This is a genomic window from Flavobacterium sp., assembly GCF_030146175.1.
Classification (GTDB): Bacteria; Bacteroidota; Bacteroidia; order Flavobacteriales; family Flavobacteriaceae; genus Flavobacterium.
The window spans coordinates 1-23,507 of sequence record NZ_JASLCE010000037.1; the positions used below are offsets into that span (position 1 = coordinate 1).

At 38.2% G+C, this 23,507-nt stretch carries 20 protein-coding genes; 12 read left to right on the top strand and 8 right to left on the bottom strand.

What is annotated here, in order from left to right; all coding sequences use genetic code 11:
• The 5 genes from Q1R07_RS04120 to Q1R07_RS04140 form a co-directional block, all read left to right on the top strand.
• Positions 1 to 926, top strand: a 926-nt coding sequence (locus Q1R07_RS04120; RefSeq protein ID WP_300486282.1) for an aminoacetone oxidase family FAD-binding enzyme, incomplete at its 5' end; no start/stop codon positions are given.
• A gap of 70 nt (positions 927 to 996) precedes the next feature.
• A complete protein-coding gene (locus Q1R07_RS04125) occupies positions 997 to 3,561 on the top strand; it encodes a LytTR family transcriptional regulator DNA-binding domain-containing protein (RefSeq protein ID WP_300486285.1) in 2,565 nt (854 codons plus the stop codon).
• Between the two features lie 180 nt (positions 3,562 to 3,741).
• Positions 3,742 to 4,938 (top strand): T9SS type A sorting domain-containing protein, encoded by a 1,197-nt coding sequence (locus tag Q1R07_RS04130; protein ID WP_300486287.1) that lies wholly within the window; start codon positions 3,742 to 3,744, stop codon positions 4,936 to 4,938.
• Between the two features lie 292 nt (positions 4,939 to 5,230).
• On the top strand, positions 5,231 to 6,382 hold the full coding sequence (locus Q1R07_RS04135) for a T9SS type A sorting domain-containing protein (protein WP_300486288.1): 1,152 nt from the start codon (positions 5,231 to 5,233) through the stop codon (positions 6,380 to 6,382).
• 263 nt (positions 6,383 to 6,645) lie between these two features.
• Positions 6,646 to 7,836: a T9SS type A sorting domain-containing protein gene (locus tag Q1R07_RS04140; RefSeq protein ID WP_300486289.1), complete on the top strand. Its 1,191-nt coding sequence runs from the start codon at positions 6,646 to 6,648 to the stop codon at positions 7,834 to 7,836.
• A 71-nt stretch (positions 7,837 to 7,907) separates the two neighbouring features.
• On the opposite strand, the gene Q1R07_RS04145 is transcribed toward Q1R07_RS04140, so the two are convergent.
• From Q1R07_RS04145 to Q1R07_RS04155, 3 genes are all read right to left on the bottom strand, one after another.
• Entirely contained in the window at positions 7,908 to 8,429 is a 522-nt protein-coding gene (locus Q1R07_RS04145; protein ID WP_300486290.1) for a hypothetical protein, read from the bottom strand.
• A 17-nt stretch (positions 8,430 to 8,446) separates the two neighbouring features.
• Positions 8,447 to 9,361: an OmpA family protein gene (locus Q1R07_RS04150; protein ID WP_300486291.1), complete on the bottom strand. Its 915-nt coding sequence runs from the start codon at positions 9,359 to 9,361 to the stop codon at positions 8,447 to 8,449.
• An 84-nt stretch (positions 9,362 to 9,445) separates the two neighbouring features.
• On the bottom strand, positions 9,446 to 9,919 hold the full coding sequence (locus Q1R07_RS04155) for a TspO/MBR family protein (RefSeq protein WP_300486293.1): 474 nt from the start codon (positions 9,917 to 9,919) through the stop codon (positions 9,446 to 9,448).
• An 84-nt stretch (positions 9,920 to 10,003) separates the two neighbouring features.
• On the opposite strand from Q1R07_RS04155, the gene Q1R07_RS04160 reads away from it, so the two are divergent.
• The 5 genes from Q1R07_RS04160 (at position 10,004) to Q1R07_RS04180 (ending at position 14,433) form a co-directional block, all read left to right on the top strand.
• Positions 10,004 to 11,089, top strand: a complete 1,086-nt coding sequence (locus Q1R07_RS04160; RefSeq protein WP_300486295.1) for a diphosphomevalonate decarboxylase — start codon at positions 10,004 to 10,006, stop codon at positions 11,087 to 11,089.
• Positions 11,090 to 11,155: 66 nt separating this feature from the next.
• Complete coding sequence (locus Q1R07_RS04165; protein WP_300486296.1) at positions 11,156 to 12,094, top strand: mevalonate kinase; 939 nt, start codon at positions 11,156 to 11,158, stop codon at positions 12,092 to 12,094.
• 54 nt (positions 12,095 to 12,148) lie between these two features.
• Positions 12,149 to 13,069 carry a geranylgeranylglycerol-phosphate geranylgeranyltransferase gene (locus tag Q1R07_RS04170; protein ID WP_300486298.1) on the top strand — a complete coding sequence of 307 codons (921 nt, stop codon included), beginning with the start codon at positions 12,149 to 12,151 and terminating at the stop codon, positions 13,067 to 13,069.
• Between the two features lie 69 nt (positions 13,070 to 13,138).
• Positions 13,139 to 14,026 carry a pseudouridine synthase gene (locus Q1R07_RS04175; RefSeq protein ID WP_300486300.1) on the top strand — a complete coding sequence of 296 codons (888 nt, stop codon included), beginning with the start codon at positions 13,139 to 13,141 and terminating at the stop codon, positions 14,024 to 14,026.
• A 44-nt stretch (positions 14,027 to 14,070) separates the two neighbouring features.
• The gene (locus tag Q1R07_RS04180; RefSeq protein ID WP_300486302.1) at positions 14,071 to 14,433 is read left to right on the top strand and encodes a nuclear transport factor 2 family protein; all 363 of its coding nucleotides are present in this window, start codon (positions 14,071 to 14,073) and stop codon (positions 14,431 to 14,433) included.
• A gap of 28 nt (positions 14,434 to 14,461) precedes the next feature.
• Here the strand turns inward: Q1R07_RS04180 and Q1R07_RS04185 are convergent, their stop codons facing one another.
• The 3 genes from Q1R07_RS04185 to Q1R07_RS04195 form a co-directional block, all read right to left on the bottom strand.
• Positions 14,462 to 14,812 (bottom strand): hypothetical protein, encoded by a 351-nt coding sequence (locus tag Q1R07_RS04185; RefSeq protein WP_300486304.1) that lies wholly within the window; start codon positions 14,810 to 14,812, stop codon positions 14,462 to 14,464.
• Positions 14,813 to 14,838: 26 nt separating this feature from the next.
• The gene (locus Q1R07_RS04190) at positions 14,839 to 15,243 is read right to left on the bottom strand and encodes a type II toxin-antitoxin system antitoxin SocA domain-containing protein (protein WP_300486306.1); all 405 of its coding nucleotides are present in this window, start codon (positions 15,241 to 15,243) and stop codon (positions 14,839 to 14,841) included.
• 225 nt (positions 15,244 to 15,468) lie between these two features.
• The gene (locus Q1R07_RS04195) at positions 15,469 to 17,613 is read right to left on the bottom strand and encodes a M3 family metallopeptidase (RefSeq protein ID WP_300486308.1); all 2,145 of its coding nucleotides are present in this window, start codon (positions 17,611 to 17,613) and stop codon (positions 15,469 to 15,471) included.
• A gap of 144 nt (positions 17,614 to 17,757) precedes the next feature.
• Here Q1R07_RS04195 and Q1R07_RS04200 point away from each other — a divergent pair, with 144 nt between their 5' ends.
• Positions 17,758 to 20,598, top strand: a complete 2,841-nt coding sequence (locus tag Q1R07_RS04200) for an AsmA family protein (protein ID WP_300486310.1) — start codon at positions 17,758 to 17,760, stop codon at positions 20,596 to 20,598.
• A gap of 87 nt (positions 20,599 to 20,685) precedes the next feature.
• On the opposite strand, the gene Q1R07_RS04205 is transcribed toward Q1R07_RS04200, so the two are convergent.
• Complete coding sequence (locus Q1R07_RS04205; protein ID WP_300486312.1) at positions 20,686 to 21,087, bottom strand: hypothetical protein; 402 nt, start codon at positions 21,085 to 21,087, stop codon at positions 20,686 to 20,688.
• Positions 21,087 to 22,229: a hypothetical protein gene (locus Q1R07_RS04210; RefSeq protein WP_300486314.1), complete on the bottom strand. Its 1,143-nt coding sequence runs from the start codon at positions 22,227 to 22,229 to the stop codon at positions 21,087 to 21,089. The genes Q1R07_RS04205 and Q1R07_RS04210 overlap by 1 nt, the downstream gene beginning before the upstream one ends.
• A gap of 261 nt (positions 22,230 to 22,490) precedes the next feature.
• Here Q1R07_RS04210 and Q1R07_RS04215 point away from each other — a divergent pair, with 261 nt between their 5' ends.
• Positions 22,491 to 23,477: a hypothetical protein gene (locus tag Q1R07_RS04215; protein ID WP_300486316.1), complete on the top strand. Its 987-nt coding sequence runs from the start codon at positions 22,491 to 22,493 to the stop codon at positions 23,475 to 23,477.
• The last annotated feature ends 30 nt before the right edge of the window (positions 23,478 to 23,507 follow it).

Below are 23,507 nucleotides of genomic sequence, written 5' to 3' on the forward strand. Positions count from 1 at the left end.
TGGAACTGAAAATCGAAGACGATGGAAGAATGTTTCCGGTAACCGATAGTTCGCAAACCATAATCGACTGTTTTCAACAGGCTGTGAAAAAACTAGGAATCGATGTACTGACCGGACAAAGCGTACAATCGCTTTTTCGAGGGGAAGACTATTGGAAAGTCGAAACGACACGTGATACGTTTAAAGCGTCAAAAATAGTAATGGCAACGGGTAGCAATCCAAAAATGTGGGAAATGATGGAAACCTTAGAGCATTCCATTGTGCCACCGGTACCGTCTCTTTTTACCTTTAATATTAAAGATCCCAGAATTAAAGATTTGATGGGTGTTTCGGCTCAGGCGACTGTCAAAGTAAAAGGTAGTAGGTTACAGGCTTCTGGTCCGTTATTGATCACACATTGGGGAATGAGTGGTCCCGGAATCTTACGACTTTCAGCCTGGGGTGCCCGCGAATTATTTGCTAAAAATTACCAGTTTGTACTACAGGTAAACTGGTTAAATGATCTCGATTTTGAAGAAACGGCTGAACTACTTCGTGAACTCAAAATTGAACACGCTAAAAAGATAATTACAAAAAAATCACCATTTGATTTCCCGAACCGTTTATGGGAAAGTCTTGTATTGGCTTCCGGAATTACGGAAGCAACCAAATGGGCCGATTTGTCCCGTAAGCAACTGGATAATCTTACCGAACAATTGGTAAACGGTCAGTATCATGTAAACGGGAAAAGCACCTTTAAAGAAGAATTTGTAACCGCCGGAGGAGTCGATTTAAAAGAGATTAATTTTAAAACGATGGAAAGTAAAATCCTGCCCGATTTGTATTTTGCAGGTGAAATTCTGGATATAGATGCGATTACTGGAGGGTTTAATTTTCAAAATGCCTGGACTGGCGGATTTCTTGTGGCTAAAAACTTCTCAAATTGACATTTTAATAATCAAAATTGTGAGAATTATTTTTATTTTTAACACATAAGATGTGTTAGAATAAAGATTTATGCCCCTAAAACCCGTTTGCAGGTTAATCCTGTTAGTATTTCTATTGCCTTACAGTATTGTAATGGCGCAAAATGTCACTTTAAAAAACTTTAAACAGAAAAATGGACTGCCCAGTAATGAGGTCTACGATATTTTTCAGGATAAAAATGGCGTCATGTGGTTTGCGACCGATCGGGGATTGGCCAATTACAATGGATCAAAATTTAAAAAGTTCGAACTCAAAGACGGATTAACCGATATTACGGTCTTCGATTTTTTTCCTCAGGAAAACGGTCAGGTATGGTGTACAACCTTTAATGGCAAACTGTTTTATTTTAAAAACGGATCTGAAAAATTTATACCCTATCGGTACAATAACGTTATTGAGAATTATTTAAAAGAAAAAAAACTATCCGGATCTTTAATCATTTCTTTAGCTGTTGATGCTCAAAACACCTTACATTTTTTTATGGCTTCCGGTTTTTATCTTAAAATCGATCAGAAAGGCACTCTTACGTGTATCTCAAAAATCAAACTTCCAACGGAAGAACCGCGGTATTTTCACTATCAAAAAATTAATAAAAAACAAGGAATCGAATATTTTTCAGAACAAAAATCAGCGTTTCCACCGTATGTCGGGATAAAAGAATCCGTAAAAAGATTTTTCAGTTTTAAGGATGTTAAGGTCGTATACTCGGAAAGATCGGTGTGGATTTACCCAAAAAATAAAAATCCATTTCTTATTTCGGGTGAAAAATCCGAACCGCTGGAAAGTGGCGAATATGACGCTGATCATTTCTGGATCAGTTACAGAGGGAAGGGAATATTTGTATACGATACAAACGGAACTGTTGTAAAAAGAGGTCTTAATGGTCATTCCGTCTCAAGAGTTTTTAAAGATAATTTCAATTCGCGATGGTTTTCAACAGTTGATGGAGGTGTTTTTTACGAACAGGAAGAAAAAATAGCCAAAAATATACTAAAAGGAACGTATGTACATTCCTTAACCCGTAATGAGGATGGAGAACTGTTTATAGGTTGCTATAATGGCGATGTTTATAAAAGAAACAAAAAAGGAGTACTGGTATTGTTACATCGCGGATTGACAAACAAACCGGCAATTGTACAATATTATAAAGCTGAAAAATGTACCTATTATATGGTGGATGAGACACTTTATACGGACACGGGGAAAAAAATGATTTGTACCGGAGGCGTTTTAAAAGCATCGGATGATACGCCGGTACCGATTATCTCGCGCTTTGGCCTCTTGAATGTAATTGAAGATGTACAGGTTCGTAAAGTAGACACTTTACTGTTTCGAATACATGATGTTTCGGAACATGACGGGAATTATTATTGCGCTTCGATGAAAGGGATCAAAGTGAGTAAGGGTGGAAAAAAATACGTTGCGATAAATAATCGGCTACTCAATTACCGATTTGATGACATGGATTATGAACCGGAACGAAAAGTTTTTTATCTCGCCAGTTTGGGTGTCGGAGTGGTGGTTTACAATCCGCATACGGGTAAGACAATCTATATTGACAAATCAAAAGGATTGTCGGACGATTTGGTGACGGAAGTATATATAGAAGATAAAAATACCATTTGGGCTTGTACCAACTATGGACTCAACAGGATTACATTTGATAAAGATGGTACATTTAAGGTACGCTATATTACAGCATCTGATGGTTTGTCGGAAAACCAGATCCGTGATGTCGAAATTGTGAACGATACCATATATGTGGCTACCGCTAATGGTTTGTGTAGCATCGCAAAAAACAATTTTGAAGCAATTTTTGACAAGAGAAAATACTTTCTGCGATTAAGTTCAATAGCGGTTAATAACACTGTTTTGGACACGCCAACAAAACAATTGGCATTGTCGTACGATAAAAACCAGCTCGATTTTTGGATTGAATCGGTTGCCTATGGCAGAAAAGAACAGGTATATCGGTACAAATTAAAAGGATTGCATGAGAATTGGAATTATACCAGCGATCGCAAAATTGCCTACGAATTTATTCCACCGGGACATTATGAATTACAGGTACAGGTTTTGGAAGACAACCGTCTTTTTTCGGATGAGATGGTTCGTTTGCCCATTACGGTTCGGAATCCTTTCTGGACAACCTGGTGGTTTATTATTATAGTAATAGCGGGATTGACAGCATTGATTTACCTGTTTTTCAGAATTCGGGTGCTAAGCTATAATAAAGATATTATCCGGGAACTATTGCGATTATGGGTGCGGAAGATCAAAAAGAAAGAAAAGTATTTTGTTTTTAAAGAACAAGGCAAGGAAATACGGATACCAACCAATACCATTTTATATGTCAAATCCTCCGGAAACTATATGGATATTGTTACCGAAGAAAAAGTATACGTCATGCGATGTAAAATAGGTGATTTTATCAGTAAAGTACCCGATCCGTTGGAGTTTTTAAGAGTGCATCGTTCGTATATCATACGAATTGACAAGGTGGAGCAGAAAACCAAAAAAACGGTATTTATCAAAAAACAGGAAATTCCGGTTGGTGAAACCTATCTCGAAGAACTGGATAAAATCGTTTTTTAAAATAAAGATCTAATAATGAATAAGATACTATCCCGAAATAAAAGGTGTTTGTAAAACAGGAAAAAGACTAAAGGCGGTTTTGTCACTATTTAAGATGTTGTTTGTCACAAAATGCGATTTTTAAAGAGTTTTAGTTGGCGATGCAAATAGTTTTGCAGCAGTAACCTTTAAAACTTTTTTATGAAAAAAACAGCATTACTATTCTGTGCTTTTTTACTCTTAATGAGTACAAACCTGTTTGCAGCCCTAACGGGGAACTTGCAATTTTCTCCGGCTTTAGGTACTTCAATCGTGGTTTATCCGAACAGTACGGTAAATCCAGCGAATTATGAGGTACGAATTTCCGTTTCGTCCTATTCCAATACGTTTTGTGCGGGAACTTTCTCGCTCACATTAGAACGTAGAAATGTTACTGGTGGTACATCAGGAACCTGGGGTACTGTTGTGCCAAATACCGCATTTCCTAATCTAGGGGTTGTGGAATCGTATTCCGGAACCTGTATGATTTATCAGGCACATAATACCAAATTTGAATATCGGGTTAAAATTGTATTCAATCCTACCGGAGCATCAGGAACAACGTGTGCTACTATGGCTAATGAAACGAAAACGACCAATGAAGGAAGTGTTCAGGTAAAACCAAAAGCAGTACCGGATTTTACTGTAAACGGTATAGCCATTCCGGCCGATGCTTCGCCAATAGGTATTTGTTTATCGCAAACATTGTATATGCATGCAGGAATCACAGCCAACGAATCCGATTATTTTATGGGGGTAACCGAATCTAACCGTTGGTGGGAAAGTACCGGAAATTTAAGCTGGGGTGGATGGTTTGCCGGTCAGGCTCCTGATTATATCCCGGTACAGGACAAAATGTTGCAAAACATATCTTATTTTACAGCACCAACACCCGCTCAGGTTACAGCGAGTCCGTCGTTAGTGATTTTAAAAAGCGGAACATTACAAAGTCCGCCATCTTTAGCGGGACAAGATCGTTATTATCGTCTTCAGATCTGTGTGGGTGAACCGGAATGGACTTGTAAAATGGTTTTAGTTCGTTTGGATGCAGGTTGTAGAACGGCAACAGTAGTTGGAGTAGCCGAAGGAGAGATTGTAAAAGATTTGTTAAGTGAAGAAGCTACCAGTGGGACTAAATTATTCCCGAACCCGGTAAAAGACATCGTGAAAATTGATACGAAAGAAAAAGTAATGAGCTATAGAATTTACGATTTAAGCAATACTATTGTAAAAGCAGCGGAGAACAAAAAAGGAAGTGATCTTCAACAAGTAGACCTTAATGATCTTCAACAAGGCTTGTATGTTATCGAAATCACTACTGAAAAAGGAGTGGAAAGACATAGAATTATAAAAGAATAATAAATTAGAAAACCAAAAAAAGCCTGTCGGATGTAATTATATCCGACAGGTTTTGTCGTTTTGTAGCGGTTGCATTTGAGGGTGTTTATTCTCGAATAGAATCAAACGATTTTTAAAAATAAAAACAAGCAAAAATACCGTCCCAAAAAAAATAGGGTTTGTAAAATAGAAAAATATAGAATATTGATTTCGTCACTATTTGGGATAGTATTCGTCACAAATCGCGATTTTACTGGTGTTTTTTGTGTTTGATGCCAATAGTTTTGTGGTATCAACTTTAAAAACCTAAAACATGAAAAAAATTATTTTTAATGTAAAATCCGGGGCATTAATGTGCTGTATGTTTTTAATTACTGCTCTTTCGTCTAATGCGCAAACCTTTACTTTAGGGACGACAAATGCACTAAGTATGCCGGCTCCAACAACTGCCGGAAGTCCGGTTACTTATACGTATAATGTAACCATACCGTATTTTGCAAATCAATTAACCGGAACGTTTACCGTTACACAGGGAACCACTAGTGTGCCTTACACTTGTGGTGCGACTTATTTTAAAGAGTTAATTGTGTCTAATGCTTCCGGGTATGTAAACTCAACAACCAATAGTAATACAGTAACAATTCCCGGACCTATGCCGGTAGGGATCAATAGCTATACGGTGAATGTATGGTGTCGAAATAGCGCACCGGATTTACCAAGCATACTTAAAACAACCTATAATATTAAGGTTATAGTAACCAGAGAAGCGGCTCCATCTGTTAATTTAAGTTTTGCACCCTACTGTAAATACACACCAAATACGAATCCGCCTCTATATAGCGGGGCTATTGGATTTAATGTTACAGGTAATTATACAAACGGGAGTAAGCTATATTTAAGAGTTTCCAACTTGTTAAATACGTGTGGACTGGATGAGAAATTAACCAATTTTGCTTTTGGAGCAGCAACAGCTACAATAAATCCGGCTGTAAGTTTTTACGATTGTGTTTCGAGTTCAACTTATACCATTAAATTGGTATATAAAGCAACAAGTATTTCGGGGACACCTATTACGCAAATTGTAAGTAGTGGAAGCATTGGGTGGACAGACTATAGTTGGGCTAAGACATTTAGAACATGCTTAAATAAGCTGGAGCCACAACCTCAGGATCCAGTATTCGTGCAAAAGGCTACAGAAAACATGACGGTTGATACGGCCGATAGTAAAAAATACAACGTATATCCAAACCCAACCAACAGTGATCTGAATATCGCACCTGCCGATGGTAAAGAGATCCGTAGTGCTAAAGTGATCGATCCAAGTGGATTTGTATACGAATCCAGAGCATTCCGCAATGGAAAAGGAGAACAGTCGATCAATCTGAGTCATTTAAAACCAGGTATCTATTTTGTAGAGATCGAAACCAACGAAGGTGTGTTTGTAGAAAAAGTAGTGAAAAACTAAATAACGTTAAAAACGATTTAGAGCTTGTCGTTTTTATCGCAAACCTGTCAGGATGTAAAATGCCTGACAGGTTTTTCTGTTTTGTCAAAAAAAGATTATTTATTATTGAAAAAGAATGTTTCAAAAAGTGGGATTTGTGTTTTTATATCACAAAAGTCAAATTACGTCACTATTTTATATATAATTCATCACAAAATGCGATTTAAGTAATGCTTTTTAAACTTTAAAAAGCATTTTTGTTTGAATAACCTTAAAAACATTTTATGAAAAAAACAACATTACTTCTTTGTGCATTTTTACTCTTTATGAGTACAAATCTGTTTGCGGCTTTAACGGCCAACATGCAATTTTATCCGGCATTGGGTACATCGATAACGGTATATCCAAACAGTACAGTTTATCCGGCTTATTATGAAGTTCGAATTACCGTTTCGTCCTATTCCAATACATTGTGTTCCGGTACCTATTCGTTAGCTTTAGAGCGTAGAGATATGACAACCGGTACCGGTCTTTGGGGAAGTGTAACTCCCGATTCGTTATTTCCTAATCCGGGAGTAGTAAGTTCTTATTCCGGAACCTGTATGATTCATCAGGTACACGGGACAAAATACGAATACCGCGTTAAGGTGGTTTTTAATCCAACGGGTAATGCAGGAACGACTTGTGCTACTATGGCCAATGAAGAAAAATATACCAGTATCGGTACTGTTGTGGTAAAAAAGAAAGCAGTTCCGGATTTTACAATAAACGGAATGACTGTTCCTGCTGATGGTTCGCCGATGAGTATTTGTGCATCGGTATTAAATTTGGATGCTGCTATTACGGCTAATGAGTCGGATTATTTCTTAGGAGTATCCGAATGTAACCGTTGGTGGGATAGAACCGGAAATTTAGAATGGGGCGGATGGTTTCCTGGTCAGGCTCCAAATGGTATCCCGGTACAAAGTACAATGCTTTTGAGTCCTAATTATTTTACGGCACCTACACCTACTCAGGTACAATCGAATCCGGCATTGGCAATCTTAAAAGGAGGAACCATTCAGAGTCCGGCGAATTTTGCTGGACAGGACCGTTATTATCGTATAAGTGTTTGTGTGGGCGAACCGGAATGGAATTGTAAAACAGCTCTGGTTCGGGTAGATCCGAATTGTAGAATGGCATCGGTAATAGAAATAGCCGATTCGGATGTTATGGATCAATTCCTTAGTGAAGAAAATACAGCCGGAATGAAGTTGTTCCCGAATCCGGTAAAAGACGTCGTAAATATTACTACCAAAGAAAAAGTGTCCGGTTATACTATATATGATTTAAGTAATACCATCGTAAAAACGGAGCTAAACAAAAAAGGTAGCGATCTTCAGCAATTGGATCTTAGTAATCTTAAACAGGGATTGTACGTTATTGAAATCACAACGGAAAAAGGCGTGGAAAGACATAAAATTATAAAAGAATAATAAGAATATAACACATAAAAAGCCTGTCGGAATCATATTCCGACAGGCTTTATTTTTTTACAGATTTGTGTTTATTCGCGTCCGCCGTCGAGTTTGTCCTGCCATTCTTTTAATTCCTGCCATTTTCCTTCGTACGCCATTCGGGCTTGTCGCGGCCATGTTGTCGGATTATGCATGGCAAAACGTTCGCCGGCCTTATGCAGAATCTCATTACAACGGTCTACCGAAGTTTCCGATAATGCTTTCCAGGAAAATATCCCCGAAGTGTTAAATAATTCTTCGATTTTAGGTCCGACACCTTCGATGATTTTCAGATCGTTTTCGGTAATTTTTTTACCCAGTACCGAAGCGGCCAACTCGGCATTAAAAGGTTCAATTATAGGAGTGGCGGCAAATCCTAAAGAGGAACCCTGACGTTTTAGAGCATCCAGTTCGGCTGCAAGTGTTGCGGATTTAGACCGGCAATTATCCAGGTCAATTTGTAATTGTTTGGAATTCTGATTACCCGTTGCGGATGATTTACCAAGTAAATAACCTAATAACGCACAGATTAGACCTGTTATGGCTGGGATGAGTATACATGGTGCATTCATATGTGGATGGTGTTAGATTAGTGAATCGTGATTACGGTACGTCTGTTTTTGGCCTGTCCTTCTTTGGTTGCATTGCTTTGCAACGGATTGTCCGAGCCTTTGGAATTGCTGTTGATTTTATCCGGAGCGACGCCATTTTGGATAAGGTAATTTTTAGCAAAATCAGCACGTTGTTGCCCAATATGGATATTGGTTTCGCGATTGCCGACATTGTCTGTATAACCGACGACATCCAGTTTCGCATTTTCCACATGATCGATATAATGAATCATATTCGCTATTTTCTGACGGTCGGTTTCGGTCAGGGCGATCTGCGTTTGACCGGTGTCAAAATAGAGTGTCAGCGGATCGGAATTTAATTGTGTTTTAATAGCTTGCCAGTCTGTTTCCGGCTTGGTTTCGGAAGTAGGTTTGATGAGGTCGAAAGTAACCGGTCCGAGAAGTGTTTCGTTCTGAACCATTATAGCATCACTAATAACACCATTGATTTCAATTTTAGCGGAAGGAATTCCCTGAGCAATAAAATAATTTTTGACATCATTAGCCCGCGCATAACCCAGATTTGGGAAAATAGAATTATTGACTTCGTCTTTACGGGTAAAACCGGTGATCTTTAAGGTAGCTGTATTCTTTTCGAAAAAAGCCTTTAGCGAATTGGTAGCGAGCGTGATCGAATCGTCAATAGGTAGTAATTTTTTAAAATCGTTCTTTAAAAAATTAAAATTGTTCTGTGTGGTAAAATGAAAATCGTTGCTGTTCAGGGCAAACGGATAGGTCGGATGGAGTGCGGTACTGTCCGGGCTGAGAATAACTGTCTTGTCTTTTTTAAGACAGGCAGTGCCACAGGGGACGCAACAAAATTGATGGTATAAAAAACAACCGATAATTAAGGTTGCCAGTATACCAAGAAGGTAAGTAGCTTTTTTTGACATATCGATCAAATTTGATTATATTCTCAAATTTAACCAAAAAAGTCTTTTATTTATTTGTTTTTAGTTAAAAAATACAGTGTAATGTTAATTAAGTTGCCATATGCTTGCGTTTAACACGCCTGCAAAAGTAACCCAGGCGAGATAAGGAAGTAACAGGTAGCCGGCTATTTTGTTGATCTTTTTAAAAGAAAGATAGGTTTCATAGATGATCAGCCATAATAATACCAATTCGACTAAGGCTAATAAAATATTGTGGAGTCCGAAAAACAAATACGACCACAAGGCATTTAATCCCAATTGAATGGCAAAGAACAATAAGGCTCTTTTAACAGCATCGCGTTCAAAATCGATACGATTCCAAACCAGTCCGGCGGCAATTCCCATTAAAATATAAAGCGTGGTCCATACCGGAGGAAACAACCAGTTGGGCGGATTAAACGATGGTTTTACCAAAGTAGGATACCAGGTTTCAATACTGCCACGGGTTACAATTCCGGAAAAATAACCTACCACCAGACAGGTTACCACGATCATTAATATACGGGTGATGTTTTTCATACTCCAAAAATAAGCGAATTCCGGCAATTTTTTCCAATTGATCGCTATTTCAAAAAAAGTATCTTTGCGTAAATTTTTAAGGATATGTTTTTAGAAAAAGATTTTGTTTACAACGGAACGTTGGATGGTGTGAAAAACGGGAGTTTCGAATGGAGTGCGCCCAGTAATATCGCTCTGGTAAAATACTGGGGGAAAAAAGAACACCAGATTCCGGCCAATCCGTCGGTGAGTTTTACACTTAATAATTGTAAAACCATCACAAAAATGTCTTTTTCTAAAAAAGAATCCACTACCGATTTTTCGTTTGATCTGTTATTTGAAGGGAAAGAAAAAGAATCCTTTAGACCGAAAATCCAGAAGTTTTTCGAGCGAATTGAGACGTATTGTCCGTATCTGAAAAACTACCATTTTGTTATTGATACCTTAAACACCTTTCCGCATAGTTCGGGTATTGCTTCGTCGGCTTCCGGAATGGCGGCATTAGCGATGAATATCATGAGTCTGGAAAAGACCTTACATCCACAAATGGAAGAGGCCTATTTTTATAGTAAAGCGTCATTTCTGGCGCGTTTGGGATCGGGAAGTGCCTGCCGAAGCGTAAAAGGGAATGTTGTGGTTTGGGGGATGCATAAAGAAATTGAAGGGAGTTCCGATTTGTTTGGAGTGGAATTTCCGGGAACGGTTCATAAGAATTTTGAAAACTATCAGGACACGATATTGTTGGTTGACAAAGGTGAAAAACAAGTATCGAGTACGGTTGGACACGATTTGATGCACAATCATCCGTATGCCGAAAAGCGATTTGAACAGGCGCATGTTAATCTGTCGCAAATCAAAAATATCCTGGAGACAGGCGATGTGGATAACTTTATTAAAATCGTGGAAAGTGAAGCGCTCACGTTACACGCTATGATGCTCACTTCCATGCCGTATTATATCCTGATGAAACCCAATACGCTGGAAATCATCAACCACATCTGGAAATACAGAAATGAAACCGGAATACCGGTGTGTTTTACACTCGATGCCGGAGCAAACGTACACGTCTTATATCCGGAATCGGTAAAAGAAAAAGTATTGGCATTTATTCAGCAGGAATTAGTTGGCTATTGTCAAAACAGTCAGTACATTTGTGACGAAATCGGAAAAGGAAGCGAAAAGATCAATTAAAACTTTTTTTCACTACCTTTATACTAGATTTAGCGGTAAACCGTTTCTAAAGCAGGAAATACGTATATGAAAGGACCACTTTTTTACTCGAAAATTTTACTCTTCGGAGAGTATGGTATTATCAAAGATTCCAAGGGGTTATCCATCCCGTATAATTTTTATAACGGAGCCTTAAAAATAGCCGAAAACCCAACTTCGGAATCGATAAAATCAAATGCAGCTTTACAACGTTTTACAGCCTATCTGGAAGATCTTCAGGAAGAAAACCCGGAATTGGTAACCTTTAATATGGAAGCCTTAAATGCCGATGTGGCTCAGGGCATGTATTTCGATTCCAGTATTCCGCAAGGGTATGGAGTAGGAAGTAGCGGTGCTTTGGTGGCGGCTATTTATGATAAATATGCCAATCACAAAATTACCGTATTGGAAAACCTCACGCGTGAAAAATTACTGCAGTTAAAAAATATCTTTGCCCAGATGGAATCCTTTTTCCACGGAAAAAGCTCCGGATTGGATCCGCTAAACAGCTATTTGAGTCTGCCTATATTGATCAATTCCAAAGATCATATCGAACCAACCGGTATTCCGTCACAAAGTACCGAAGGTAAAGGAGCGGTATTCCTGATCGACTCTGGAATTGTAGGCGAAACCGCACCGATGGTGAATATCTTTATGGAAAACCTAAAAGATCAGGGTTTCCGTAAAATGCTAAAAACACAATTCGTAAAATATACCGATGCCTGTGTGGAAAACTTCCTGCACGGCGATGTGAAATCCTTATTTTCCAATACCAAAAAATTATCGAAAGTAGTGCTGAACAACTTTAAACCGATGATTCCGGAACAATTCCACCAGGTATGGCAAAAAGGGATCGATACCAACGATTACTACCTGAAATTATGTGGCTCCGGTGGCGGTGGCTACATACTTGGATTTACTCAAAATCTGGAAAAAGCTAAAGAATCCTTAAAAGATTATAAGTTAGAGGTTGTTTATCAATTCTAATTTATAACTTTTCGGTCGGAAAATTCCGCGGACGATAAATTAATAGCCTAAACCATGCTTACCCGTAAATCCAAATTGACTTTGATGAAGATCCTCAGTTTGTTTTCTGTGGTACGCGGGTATAATATTCCGATTATTGTATTGGCGCAATACCTGTCGTCGATCTTTATTTTGGCCAAAGATGAACGCGCATTGGATGTGATTCTGGATTGGCGTTTGTTTATTCTGGTGTTTGTATCGACGCTAACGATTGCTTCCGGATATATTATCAATAATTTTTACGATGCACAGAAAGACCTGATCAATCGTCCGAATAAATCGATGTTGGACCGATTGGTAAGTCAGCAAACCAAGTTAAAAGTTTACTTCGGACTAAATTTTCTCGCAACAGGTCTGGCATATATCATATCCTGGCGGGCGGCTTTCTTTTTTGCAGCCTATATTTTTCTGATCTGGTTTTATTCGCACAAGCTTAAAAAATACCCGATTGTCGGAAATCTGACAGCGGCTGTCCTTGCGGTAATGCCGTTTTTCGGAATATTGCTGTATTTTAAAAACTTTTACCACGTAATTTTTGCCCATGCGGGATTTCTTTTTCTATTGATCCTGATTCGTGAAATGATCAAAGATCTGGAAAATATCAAAGGGGATTTGGCATCCGATTATCAGACCATTCCGGTTCGTTTCGGAACAAACGTATCCAAAAAAATGATAACGGCTTTAACGATAGCAACGGTTATTCCGGTGTTTATCCTGGTCGAAAAATACGATGTAGGCTATATGGATATTTACTTTTATATAGCATTGATCATCTTGATGTACTTTATCCGGTTATTATGGAAATCGGAAACCCGGGAAGAATATGTTCAGTTGCATATCATCTTGAAAACGCTTATTGTAGCCGGCGTTTTCTGTATTGTACTAATTGAACCTGCGGTTTTGGTAAACGGAAAAAAACTACTGGCCGGACTATAACAATCTTTCAAAATACTTTTTTAACACACAAAGAGATAAATAGTATCTTTGCAAAAATTTTTTAGCGAAATGAATAACGGAAAAGGAAATAATAAAAGAGGTTCTTCCAACGGCAAACCGGGTTTTGGACCAAAGAAATCAAATGCGGCAGGGAAACCGAATTTTAAAAAAGACGATAGAAAAAGTAATTTCTCAAAACCGAAACCGGACTTTGAAAAAAAGCCGAAAGCGCCTAAAACAGCAGCTTCGGATGATATCCGTCTGAATAAATATATTTCTAATTCCGGCGTTTGTTCTCGTAGAGACGCTGATATTTATATCCAATCGGGGAATGTAAAAGTGAATGGAGAGGCGATTACCGAAATGGGATATAAGGTAAAACCGGGCGATGTGGTTAACTTTGACGGAACGGTGATTACACCGGAGAAAAAAGAATACATTTTGCTAAACAAGCCAAAAGGATTTACGACGGCTGGCGATGGCGACGGAAATACGACAAATGTGTTGGATTTGGTACGCAATGCGACCAAAGCAAAATTACAGGCAGTTGGACGTATGGATAAAAGTACAACCGGATTGTTATTGTTTACAAACGATTCGGATATGGTACGTAAATTTACGGCACCAAACCAGCGTTCGTCAAAAGTATACCAGGTAACGCTGGATCGTAACTTGAAGTTCGAAGATCTTGAAAAAATCCAAAAAGGACTTACGATCGACAATTTTAGAGTGTATGTAGAGGAGATTTCGTATATCGAAAACGAACCGAAAAGTGAAATCGGCTTAAAGATGAAAACGTCCAATGTAAAAGTTGTACGTTCTATTTTCGAGCATCTGGAATATGATGTGATTAAAGTAGACCGTGTTGTTTTTGCCGGACTAACCAAGAAAAATTTGCCTCGTGGAAACTGGCGTTTTCTGACCGATCAGGAAATTATAAACCTTAAAAATATATAAATCCACAATCCTGAAGCTTGCTTCGGGATTTTTTTACCGTACTAATGACACCAGAAACATTACAATCGATTGCTTTTCGTTGGTTTGAAGCGTTCAATACCAAGCAACTTGACAAATTATTATCGCTTTATGATGAGGAAGCGCAGCATTTTAGCCCGAAATTAAAAATCCACCAACCGGAAACAAAAGGATTGGTTGTGGGAAAAGAGGCTATGCGTGCCTGGTGGCAGGATGCATTCAATCGTTTGCCAAGTTTGCATTATAAAGTGACATCGTTAACGGCTAATTCCGATCGTATCTTTATGGAGTATATTCGTCAGGTAGAAGGAGAAGACGATATGTTGGTTGCCGAAGTGCTCGATGTGAAAAATGGAAAAATAATCGCTTCGCGTGTATACCACGGATAAAATAAAAGTCCCGTCATTGGCGGGACTTTTATTTTATGCGGTCTTCAGATTTCCCATTGAATATATCATACATGGCAATGGCTACGATGCCTAATACATTTAGGGTTGTAGTTCCTAAAAGAATGGTTAAGACGTTGTCGGATAAACAGTAGCTGTTATTATTGGCTGTCAAAATCGAACCAACTTTCCATAACCAGTAGCTTACAATTAATGAAGACCAAATTGCTAAGTATATCCGAAGGTTGGTGTTAATCGAATACCTTTTGTTTTTTAAAGCATTACAAGTGTATTTGAGATAGTTTTTCTGATTCTTAAATGTTTCTTCTTCTTTTTTTGATTTATCATCGGTGTCGTTTGATTCCGAAACGATGTAATTCAAATTATTTTTTAAATCAGACGGCATATTTATCCAAGTTGTTTTTTCTGATTTTGTTTTAAAAGGTATTTATAGTGTTCTTTTATGTAGGTATCGGGTATTTGCAAGGAAAAGTAATCATTGTTTTTTATCGTATTCCATACGCACGACCAGGGAGAGTCTTCCTGATGGGTTTTGGCACTTAGTTCGATACCGTTGTATTGACCGTAGACTTCCCATATTTTGTCGAGAAAGTTTTCATCTTCCTTGTTACCTAAGGTGGGGGTTCCGTTGTATTTTTCGATTGGAGCGTTTCCATATCTTTTGTAGCGATGGTAGAGGCTGGGAATTACCGGGCCATATTTCCAGGCTTCCGGGTTTTCGTCTATTAGGGCGTTGTCTGTAATTCCGAGATACCAGCCATGAGCGATGTAGACCAGTTTGATTAGTTTCATGGGGGTTATGTTTTTGCCATCGCTATAGTTGGCTAGGAAGTAGTTGGCTATTTGTTTTGGACTGTACATGGCTTATATAAGTTAGATAACTAAGGTACGATTTATGCTTAGGGCTATAGCATTATTAATCAATTTGACTTCCGTTTTACCTCACAAGACCTCAAAATTAATAAGTATGGATTGATATAAAAAAGAGGTTGTCTTAAATAGACAACCTCTTTTCGTTTAGTTTTTCAATAGTTTGTTACCATTGTTCAAACCGCGTTTGTTGAGTAGCGGTGTGATATTGGGTTCTTCGCCACGGAATTTTTTATAAAGGATCATTGGATCTTCTGTTCCTCCTTTTTCAAGGATGTATTTACGGAAGGCTTTGGCTTTTTCCTGATTGAATAGCGAAGTGCTTTTAAAGGCTTCAAACGCATCGGTATCCAAAACTCCGGACCAGATATAGCTATAGTAACCGGCCGAATAACCACCGGCAAAAACATGGTTAAAATACGTACTTCTGTAACGTGGAATAATAGAATTGATCAATCCGATTTTCTTCATGGAATTGGCTTCAAATGCAGTAGCGTCCTGTGTGATGGCTCCGGTTTGCGTATGGTATTCCATATCCAGTAACGAAGCAGCCAGGTATTCTATAGTGGCAAATCCCTGGTCGAAAGTACCGGATTTTTGTAATTTTTCAATCAGTGCATCGGGAATTACAGCTCCGGTTTGGTAATGTTTGGCATACATTTTTAAAACTTCAGGTTCGGCAGCCCAGTTTTCCATAACCTGAGACGGTAACTCGACGAAGTCTCTTGGAACTGCAGTTCCGGCCATACTCTGGTAATTTACGTTCGACAATAAACCGTGTAACGCATGACCGAATTCATGGAAGAATGTTGTCGTTTCGTCAAATGTTAATAGGGTAGGTGCGTCGCCAATTGGTTTGGAATAATTACAAACAATTGAAATTACCGGAGGAATACGTTTTCCGTTTTCCATTTGTTGCGCACGGTAGGATGTCATCCAGGCACCACCGTTTTTGGAAGCACGCGAATAGAAATCCATATATAAAGTACCCACCTGAGTTCCGTCTTTTTCCATAACTTTCCAAACGGTAACGTCTTCATGGTATTTCGGAACATCTTTTAGTTCTTCGAATTTCAACCCATAAAGATTTTCAGTTACTTTAAAAATACCCTGTTGTACATTCTGAATGCTGAAATACGGTTTTACTTCCTGTTCGTCCAGATTATAACGTTCCTTACGGATTTTTTCAGCATAATAACGCCAGTCATACGGTTGTACGTCACCGGAAATACCATCGGCAACCATCATTTTTTTGATATCGGCAGTTTCTAGTTTTGCTTTTTCAAGGGCCGGTTTCCAAAGCTTGGTTAACAATTCGGTTGCTTTTTCCGGAGTTTTAGCCATACTTTCTTCCAATACATAGGCTGCATGGTTTTTATAACCCAGTAAGCGTGCTTTTTCACCACGAAGGTTAGCCATCTGGATCAGATTTTGTTTGTTGTCGAATTCGTTATTATTGTTGCCGCGGTTTTGATAAGCTGTCCAGATTTGTTTGCGCAGTTCGCGATTGGAAGCATATTGCAGGAATGGCATCACACTCGAATTACTTAGTGTAAATACCCACTTTCCGTCCTTTCCGGAAGCTTTGGCTTTGGCCGCCGCAGCAACGATCAGTTCGTCGGGTAAACCAGCCAGATCGGCTTTTTTATCAATCACCAGTTCGTAGGCATTGTTTTCTTTCAGAATGTTGTTACCAAACTTTAAGGATAACAACGATAACTCACTGTTGATTTTGCGTAGCTTTTCTTTGTCAGCATCCGACAGATTGGCGCCACTGCGTACAAAGGCTTTGTATTTTTTTTCCAGTAAACGGGATTGTTCCGGAGTTAGTTTTAAGGTTTTACGGGCATCCCAAACGGTTTTTACCCGGGCAAATAATTTCTCGTTCAAATAGATGTTATCGTTGTGTTTGGACGAGATTGGAGCCATTTCCTGAGCGATCGCCTGTAACTGATCGTTTGTGTTGGCCGAACTCATATTACCAAAAACAGTCGCAACCCGGTTTAAAAGTTGTCCTGCATTTTCAAGAGCCAAAATGGTATTATCGAATGTCGGTTTGGCCGGATTATTAGCAATGGCGTCAATTTCCTGTTGGTGGATTTTAATACCTTCCAGTAAAGCCGGTTTAAAATGTTCGTTTTTAATCAAATGGAAAGGAGGAACCTCGTAAGGAGTGTTGTACGCGGCCAAAAGCGGATTGGTTGGATCGCCGTTTCGCTTGGACTTGTCATCGTTCCCTGAAAGTAAAGACATTCCCACAGTTGTAAGAATCAGAACAGTTTTTGTAATCATGATGTTATTTTGATTAATTTAGTTATGTAAAAATAACAGAAAAAGTGATTACCGTCGGTTATGGCACATTTTGTTAACGAATTTTTATGAGCCGAATACGGAATATTCTGTTAAAATTTGAAAATTAGATAGTACTTTTGTAGTATGAAGCGCTCCCCTAAAAATATAATCCTCAAGACCCTTAAGATCACTGGAATCACAATCGGTAGCATATTGTTGTTATTATTCCTGATTCCGTTGCTGTTTCCGGGAACCATTGCCGAACAGGTAAAAAAAGCCGCGAATCAAAAACTGGATGGCGAACTGAATTTTAAAGAAACGCATCTGTCGTTTTATAAGCATTTTCCGTCGTTAACGGTTTCGCTGGATGAATTTTCGTTAAAAGGATCGGCACCGTATCGAAACGATACTTTGGTGGCGGCAAAAGAGGTGGCCTTCGGAATTAATCTGAAGCGGCTTATTTTCGACAATCAGGTGAGTATTGACGAGATCTATTTATCCGATGGACAGGCGAATATCAAAGTAGACGAACACGGACACGCGAATTATAATGTCTATATTTCGAATGCGCCAAAAACAGCGGATACTACAGAATCGGCTTCCATTCGACTGGATCGGATCGAAATTAAAAATGTCGATTTAAAATACAACGACCTTTCGGCCAAAGTAGCGATCGATGCGAAAGATTTTAATTATATCGGAAAAGGTGACTTGGACAAGTCCATTTTTGATCTAACGACTAAGGCGCGAATCGGATCGCTGGATTTCGCTTTTGACGGGGAAACTTATCTGAAAAACAAAGTGGTTAATGCCGACTTATTGACGCGGATCAATACGAATTCCCTGTCATTTGTTTTTAGACAAAATAACCTGAAAATAAACAAGCTTCCGGTTAAATTTATCGGGAAGCTCAACTTTCTGAAAGATGGATACGATATCGATATTCATGTAGAAACCCAAAATAGTAACCTAAACGATTTGTTCACTGCAATGCCGCCGGCTTATGTAACCTGGTTGGAAAAAACAAAAGTGCAGGGACAAACGGATGTGTTGTTCACATTTAAAGGAATCTACAACGCTTCTCAAAATAAAAAACCCGATTTAGGATTGGCGGTTAATATCCGCGACGGTTATATCGCTTATAAAGATACGCCGTTTCCGACTTCGAATATCTTTTTAAAATTTAACACCCGAATGCCGTCGTTAAATCCGGATTTATTGGAAATCGATATGGATTCGATCCACTTTAATGTCGGAAAAGACTTTTTGGCTGGAAAACTGTATTCCAAAGGAACCAAACATATCAACGTAAACACGGATATGAAGGCCAAACTGGATCTGGAAAAATTAAACCGCGCTTTGGGATTGGAAAAGGTAGAAATCAAAGGATTGCTAACCACGAGTATCAAGGCCAAAGGCGATTATGATGCGGCTCAAAAACTATTTCCGGTTACTGATGGATTTTTAGCGCTACAAGGCGGACGATTAAAAACGCCGTATTATCCAAACCCGATCGATTCCATCCGAATCAATGCGCGCATCAAAAATACAACCGGTAGTTATAAAGATCTTATAGTAAAAGTAACGCCGGCCTCATTTCATTTTGAAGGCAACCCGGTGTTTGTCGCAGCCGATTTATCGAATTTTGAAGACCTGGCTTATAAAGTCAAAGCTAAGGGTGAAATTGACGTCGCAAAAGTCTATAAAGTATTCCGTCAGGAAGGACTTGACTTAAAAGGATATATCAAAGCCGATTTGTTTTTACAAGGAAAACAAAGCTATGCGACTACGGGTCAGTATGGTAAAATGAATAACAAAGGAACCTTGGTGTTACGGGATATTACGGCAAAATCGCAGTTTTTCCCAAAACCGTTCCTAATCAAAGAAGGCTTGTTCCGATTTGATCGCGACAAAATGTTTTTTAACGATTTTAAAGCGGGCTATGGACAGTCGGATTTTAATTTGAATGGTCAGTTACAAAATGTGATCAACTATGTATTGAACGATAAAAGTGTCCTTTCCGGAAACTTCGCGTTGCAGTCCGATTTTCTGAATGTTAACGAATTTATGGCCTACAATCCGGATGGTGTCAAAACAAATAATTCCAAGGTCAATGCAAAAAAAACAAAACCGAAAGAACCAACTGGTGTTGTTGTCGTACCTACGAATCTGAATGTTTCGGTTGTAGCCAATGCTAAAAAAATAGACTACGACGGTTTGGTACTGAATGACATGTCTGGAAAAGCAATGGTCAAAAAAGGAAAAATCATGTTGCGTAATGCCGGTGTAGGGATTATCGGAAGTCGGATGACATTGGATGGTGTATACGACGATGTAAGTGCCGATAAAGCGAACTTTAGTCTGCGTTACCAGGCAAAAGATTTTGACGTAAACCGTGCCTATCGCGAAGTAAAATTATTCCGCGATTTAATGACATCGGCCGAAAAAGCCGAAGGTATCATAGGTGTCGATTACCGTTTACGCGGCGTACTGGATCAGAACATGCAACCGATTATGCCATCGTTAAAAGGAGACGGTGTGGTAACGGTTAAAAAAGTAAAAATAAAAGGACTGAAATTGTTTTCGGCTATCAGTAAAAAAACAGGATCCGATGGTATTGATAACCCGGATTTAAGTGAAGTAGAAATCAATTCGAATATTAAAAATAATGTGATCACTATTGATGAAACATTGATCAAAGTGGCTTTATTCCGTTTAAAATTCAAAGGGCAAACTAACTTTGCCGGTCAGATGAATCTGAGAATGCGTTTGGGATTACCGCCATTCGGACTAATCGGAATTCCGGTTGTGATTACAGGAAACAAAGACAATCCTAAAATAAAAGTATTTAGTAAAACGGGAGAAGAAGTTCCGGAAACCGAATACAAAGGTACATCGGCACCAGCATCACCGCCAACACCTTCGGAACCAAAACCGGAACCGGCGGCAACACCTGCACCGGTAACTCCAAGAGCAAAGGAATAGTAAAAAAACACTCATTTTATGAGTGTTTTTTTATGTGTTTTTAACGATTAGAAAATCGTAATGTGAAAATAAAATGGAAGTGTAATTCTATATTTTGTGAGTCCAACCTCTTTTAACAGCTATGTTTTTGAGCTTTTTGGCGCTCTTTCTTATTTGACTAGGTGTTTCGATATTGGAGTAATCAATCACAGCATGTCCATCAAATGGCATATTATCTTCGTATGCATTTAGATTTTTAATGGCAGATACTTCTGCAAATGTTACTGATAAAACACCGGCAGAACTATAATTTTGAGTATAATGGTTAAAAGAATCTTGAGCAGAAAATTTCTCACCATTGTAAACAGAGAGTTTTTTATGATCTTTTTCGGAAGGCGTAAATGCTAAAGAGGCAATGTCGTTTTCAGTTAAGAAAGCTTGTTCTGAAATAAAATTATTTTGAATCCAGCTAGGATGTATTTGCCGATGAAGTAAAGTTGCGACGGTCATTAAATAATGTTTTTAGAAATAATACTATTAATTTTGTCCCAGTCAGAAACAATTTTCAAGTCAATACTTTCCTGAAAATCATGGTCGTCGTTTTCCATGTCGAAATAGAATATCTCAGCGTTTAAATTACTTAAATCGATCTCCATTGAGATTTCAATATTACCTTTTTTCCATTCAAGAACAATGTTACCAGTTAATGTTGGGAAAATGGCAGGTAGTTGTAAATCAGAATTAAAATAGGTATTAAAGTAATCTTTAAAAAGTAATGTACTCTTTTGGTCTAAGATCTTACCGTCTACACCATCATACCATTTGTCTTTCAATTCTAAAAGATCGTTTAATCGAACACTTATGTCAAACGGATCCAATATGTCCATTGATTCAATATTTTCGATATGAATTAGTTTGTGCTGATTGTTAAACAGACCGGTTGCTTTTACCGAAATTAATGTTTTGTTTTCATATTCATGAAATGCTGTGGAAATGGTATCATGAAAATCAGGTGTGATTGGACATTCGTAGGTGTTGTCTTTTAGTTCAATATAAAAGACTTGTTTTTTTTTGTCTATAGCAGATATACGAACGTTTTCGTGAATCAATTCCGAATATTCAAGTTTTTCATTTCGAGAAAGCAGTATTTTTCTTCGCGTATTTTTACTGAATTTTACATTTCTTGTAGAAGTATCAGAATTTAGAAAGTCAATTGTTTCGCCTTCTTTCAGGTTTTTTCCAATTCTGTTAAAATAGTTTAGAAACTTGCTCTCTGTTTCAACAGATTTATCAGAATTTGCATTTTCAATTAATTCAAATACTTTATCCCGGGCTTTTTCAAAATAGCTAAAATATTCGTCGTTAGGAACACTGATGTTAGGAGTAGCAAAAACACTAATAGTAGTAGCGATTACTATTTGTGGAATAGTACTGCCTTCTTCAATAGTTGAAAGTTTCAGATAAATATTTTCTGTAAACCCTTTGGGTACTCTTTTTCGCTGCGGATTGAGATCAAGATATATTTTTTTTGCGAGTTCGAAAATTAACTCTTCAAAAGCGGAGAAGTCTTCTAAAATATTGACAGGAAGAGTGTGGTCATCAAAACGTTGTCCTTCTAATTTTGGTTTGATAAAGATCTTCTCTGCTGACATAAATATATAGTAACAATAATAAATTGAAATAATTTTATGAAGAAAAGCAATTAATGATAATACAAGAGCTATTAATACAAATATAAGTTTTTTATTTTGCTAGAGAAAAGATTGTTTTGTTTGTAAATGGATTAAGAGTTTTTTTGATTGATTTAAATGAATTGCCAAGGAAAAATCGTAACTTAATTCCTATATTCAAAAATTCCCAAAAGAAAACAGATTTCAGGTTATTTAGCATTCATCGATTTTAAAATCACGACGATGGAAAACACAACTGTAACAAAAAGCCTCTTTTTCTGGATGATCATAACCAGTGCGTTCGTACTGACATCCTGTTCCGGACTTCAATCTACCCGGATGCGATCACAATTGTATACGAGTAATTGTAATCAGCAAAATGTATACAATTACACCGTTGCCGAAATGCCCAAACCAATACACACACTTACGGTTGATACCGTTTTGGCGGCACAGCTCAGTTTTAAAAGTCTGAACGTGGCTAATGCAATCGGTGTATTGAATTTGTTGTCGGATTATGTCGCGATTCAAAAGCAGTATAAAAAGAACCCGAATATTGAAAACCGGTTAACGCAACTGGAGATCGTTCAAAAACTAAATCAGCGGATTAATATCGCATCACTGGAAGTTTCGGCGGTATCGTCGGAAATGGATTGTGAAGAAGAACGTACCAGTCAGATTGCCGATTTTTTAAAAGGGAAAGAAGACGAAACCGAAAGTAAGTTAACCGTTGGGGCGATCGTAATCGGAGCTACCGGGGCGATTGCTTCCGGTTTGTTAATCAACAAAGGGAACACCGGCGATTATATCGGATTGGGAACCGGGATCACCGAAGCAACCTTAGGGATGCTGATTCTGCGAAACAAACGCAGCATTGAGTTTTATCATAACCGGAACGCTTTGCGTGATATCTGGGAAGGGAGGCCGACCTCTTCTATTTTTCCGCCTACCGTTTGGTATTATCTGAATTATAGCAATCCAAACGAACCGGAAAAAGTCTCTTTCCGTCGGGAGATTATTGAAAAATGGATGAATTTTGGTCAGATTGCGGATGAAAAATCCAAAAAGAAAACCCAATTACTGGAATTGTATTTTGGAAATGGCGGTAAATATTCGGCTCAGGAATTGGACAACCGGGCCAATATGTATGATCAGCTGGAATCGCAAATCAACCTGATGAAACAGGATTTAAAAGCGCTGTCGATGGAACTGGAAAACCTGAAAATATAAGTAGAATATCTTCCGGACAAAAACTTTGCC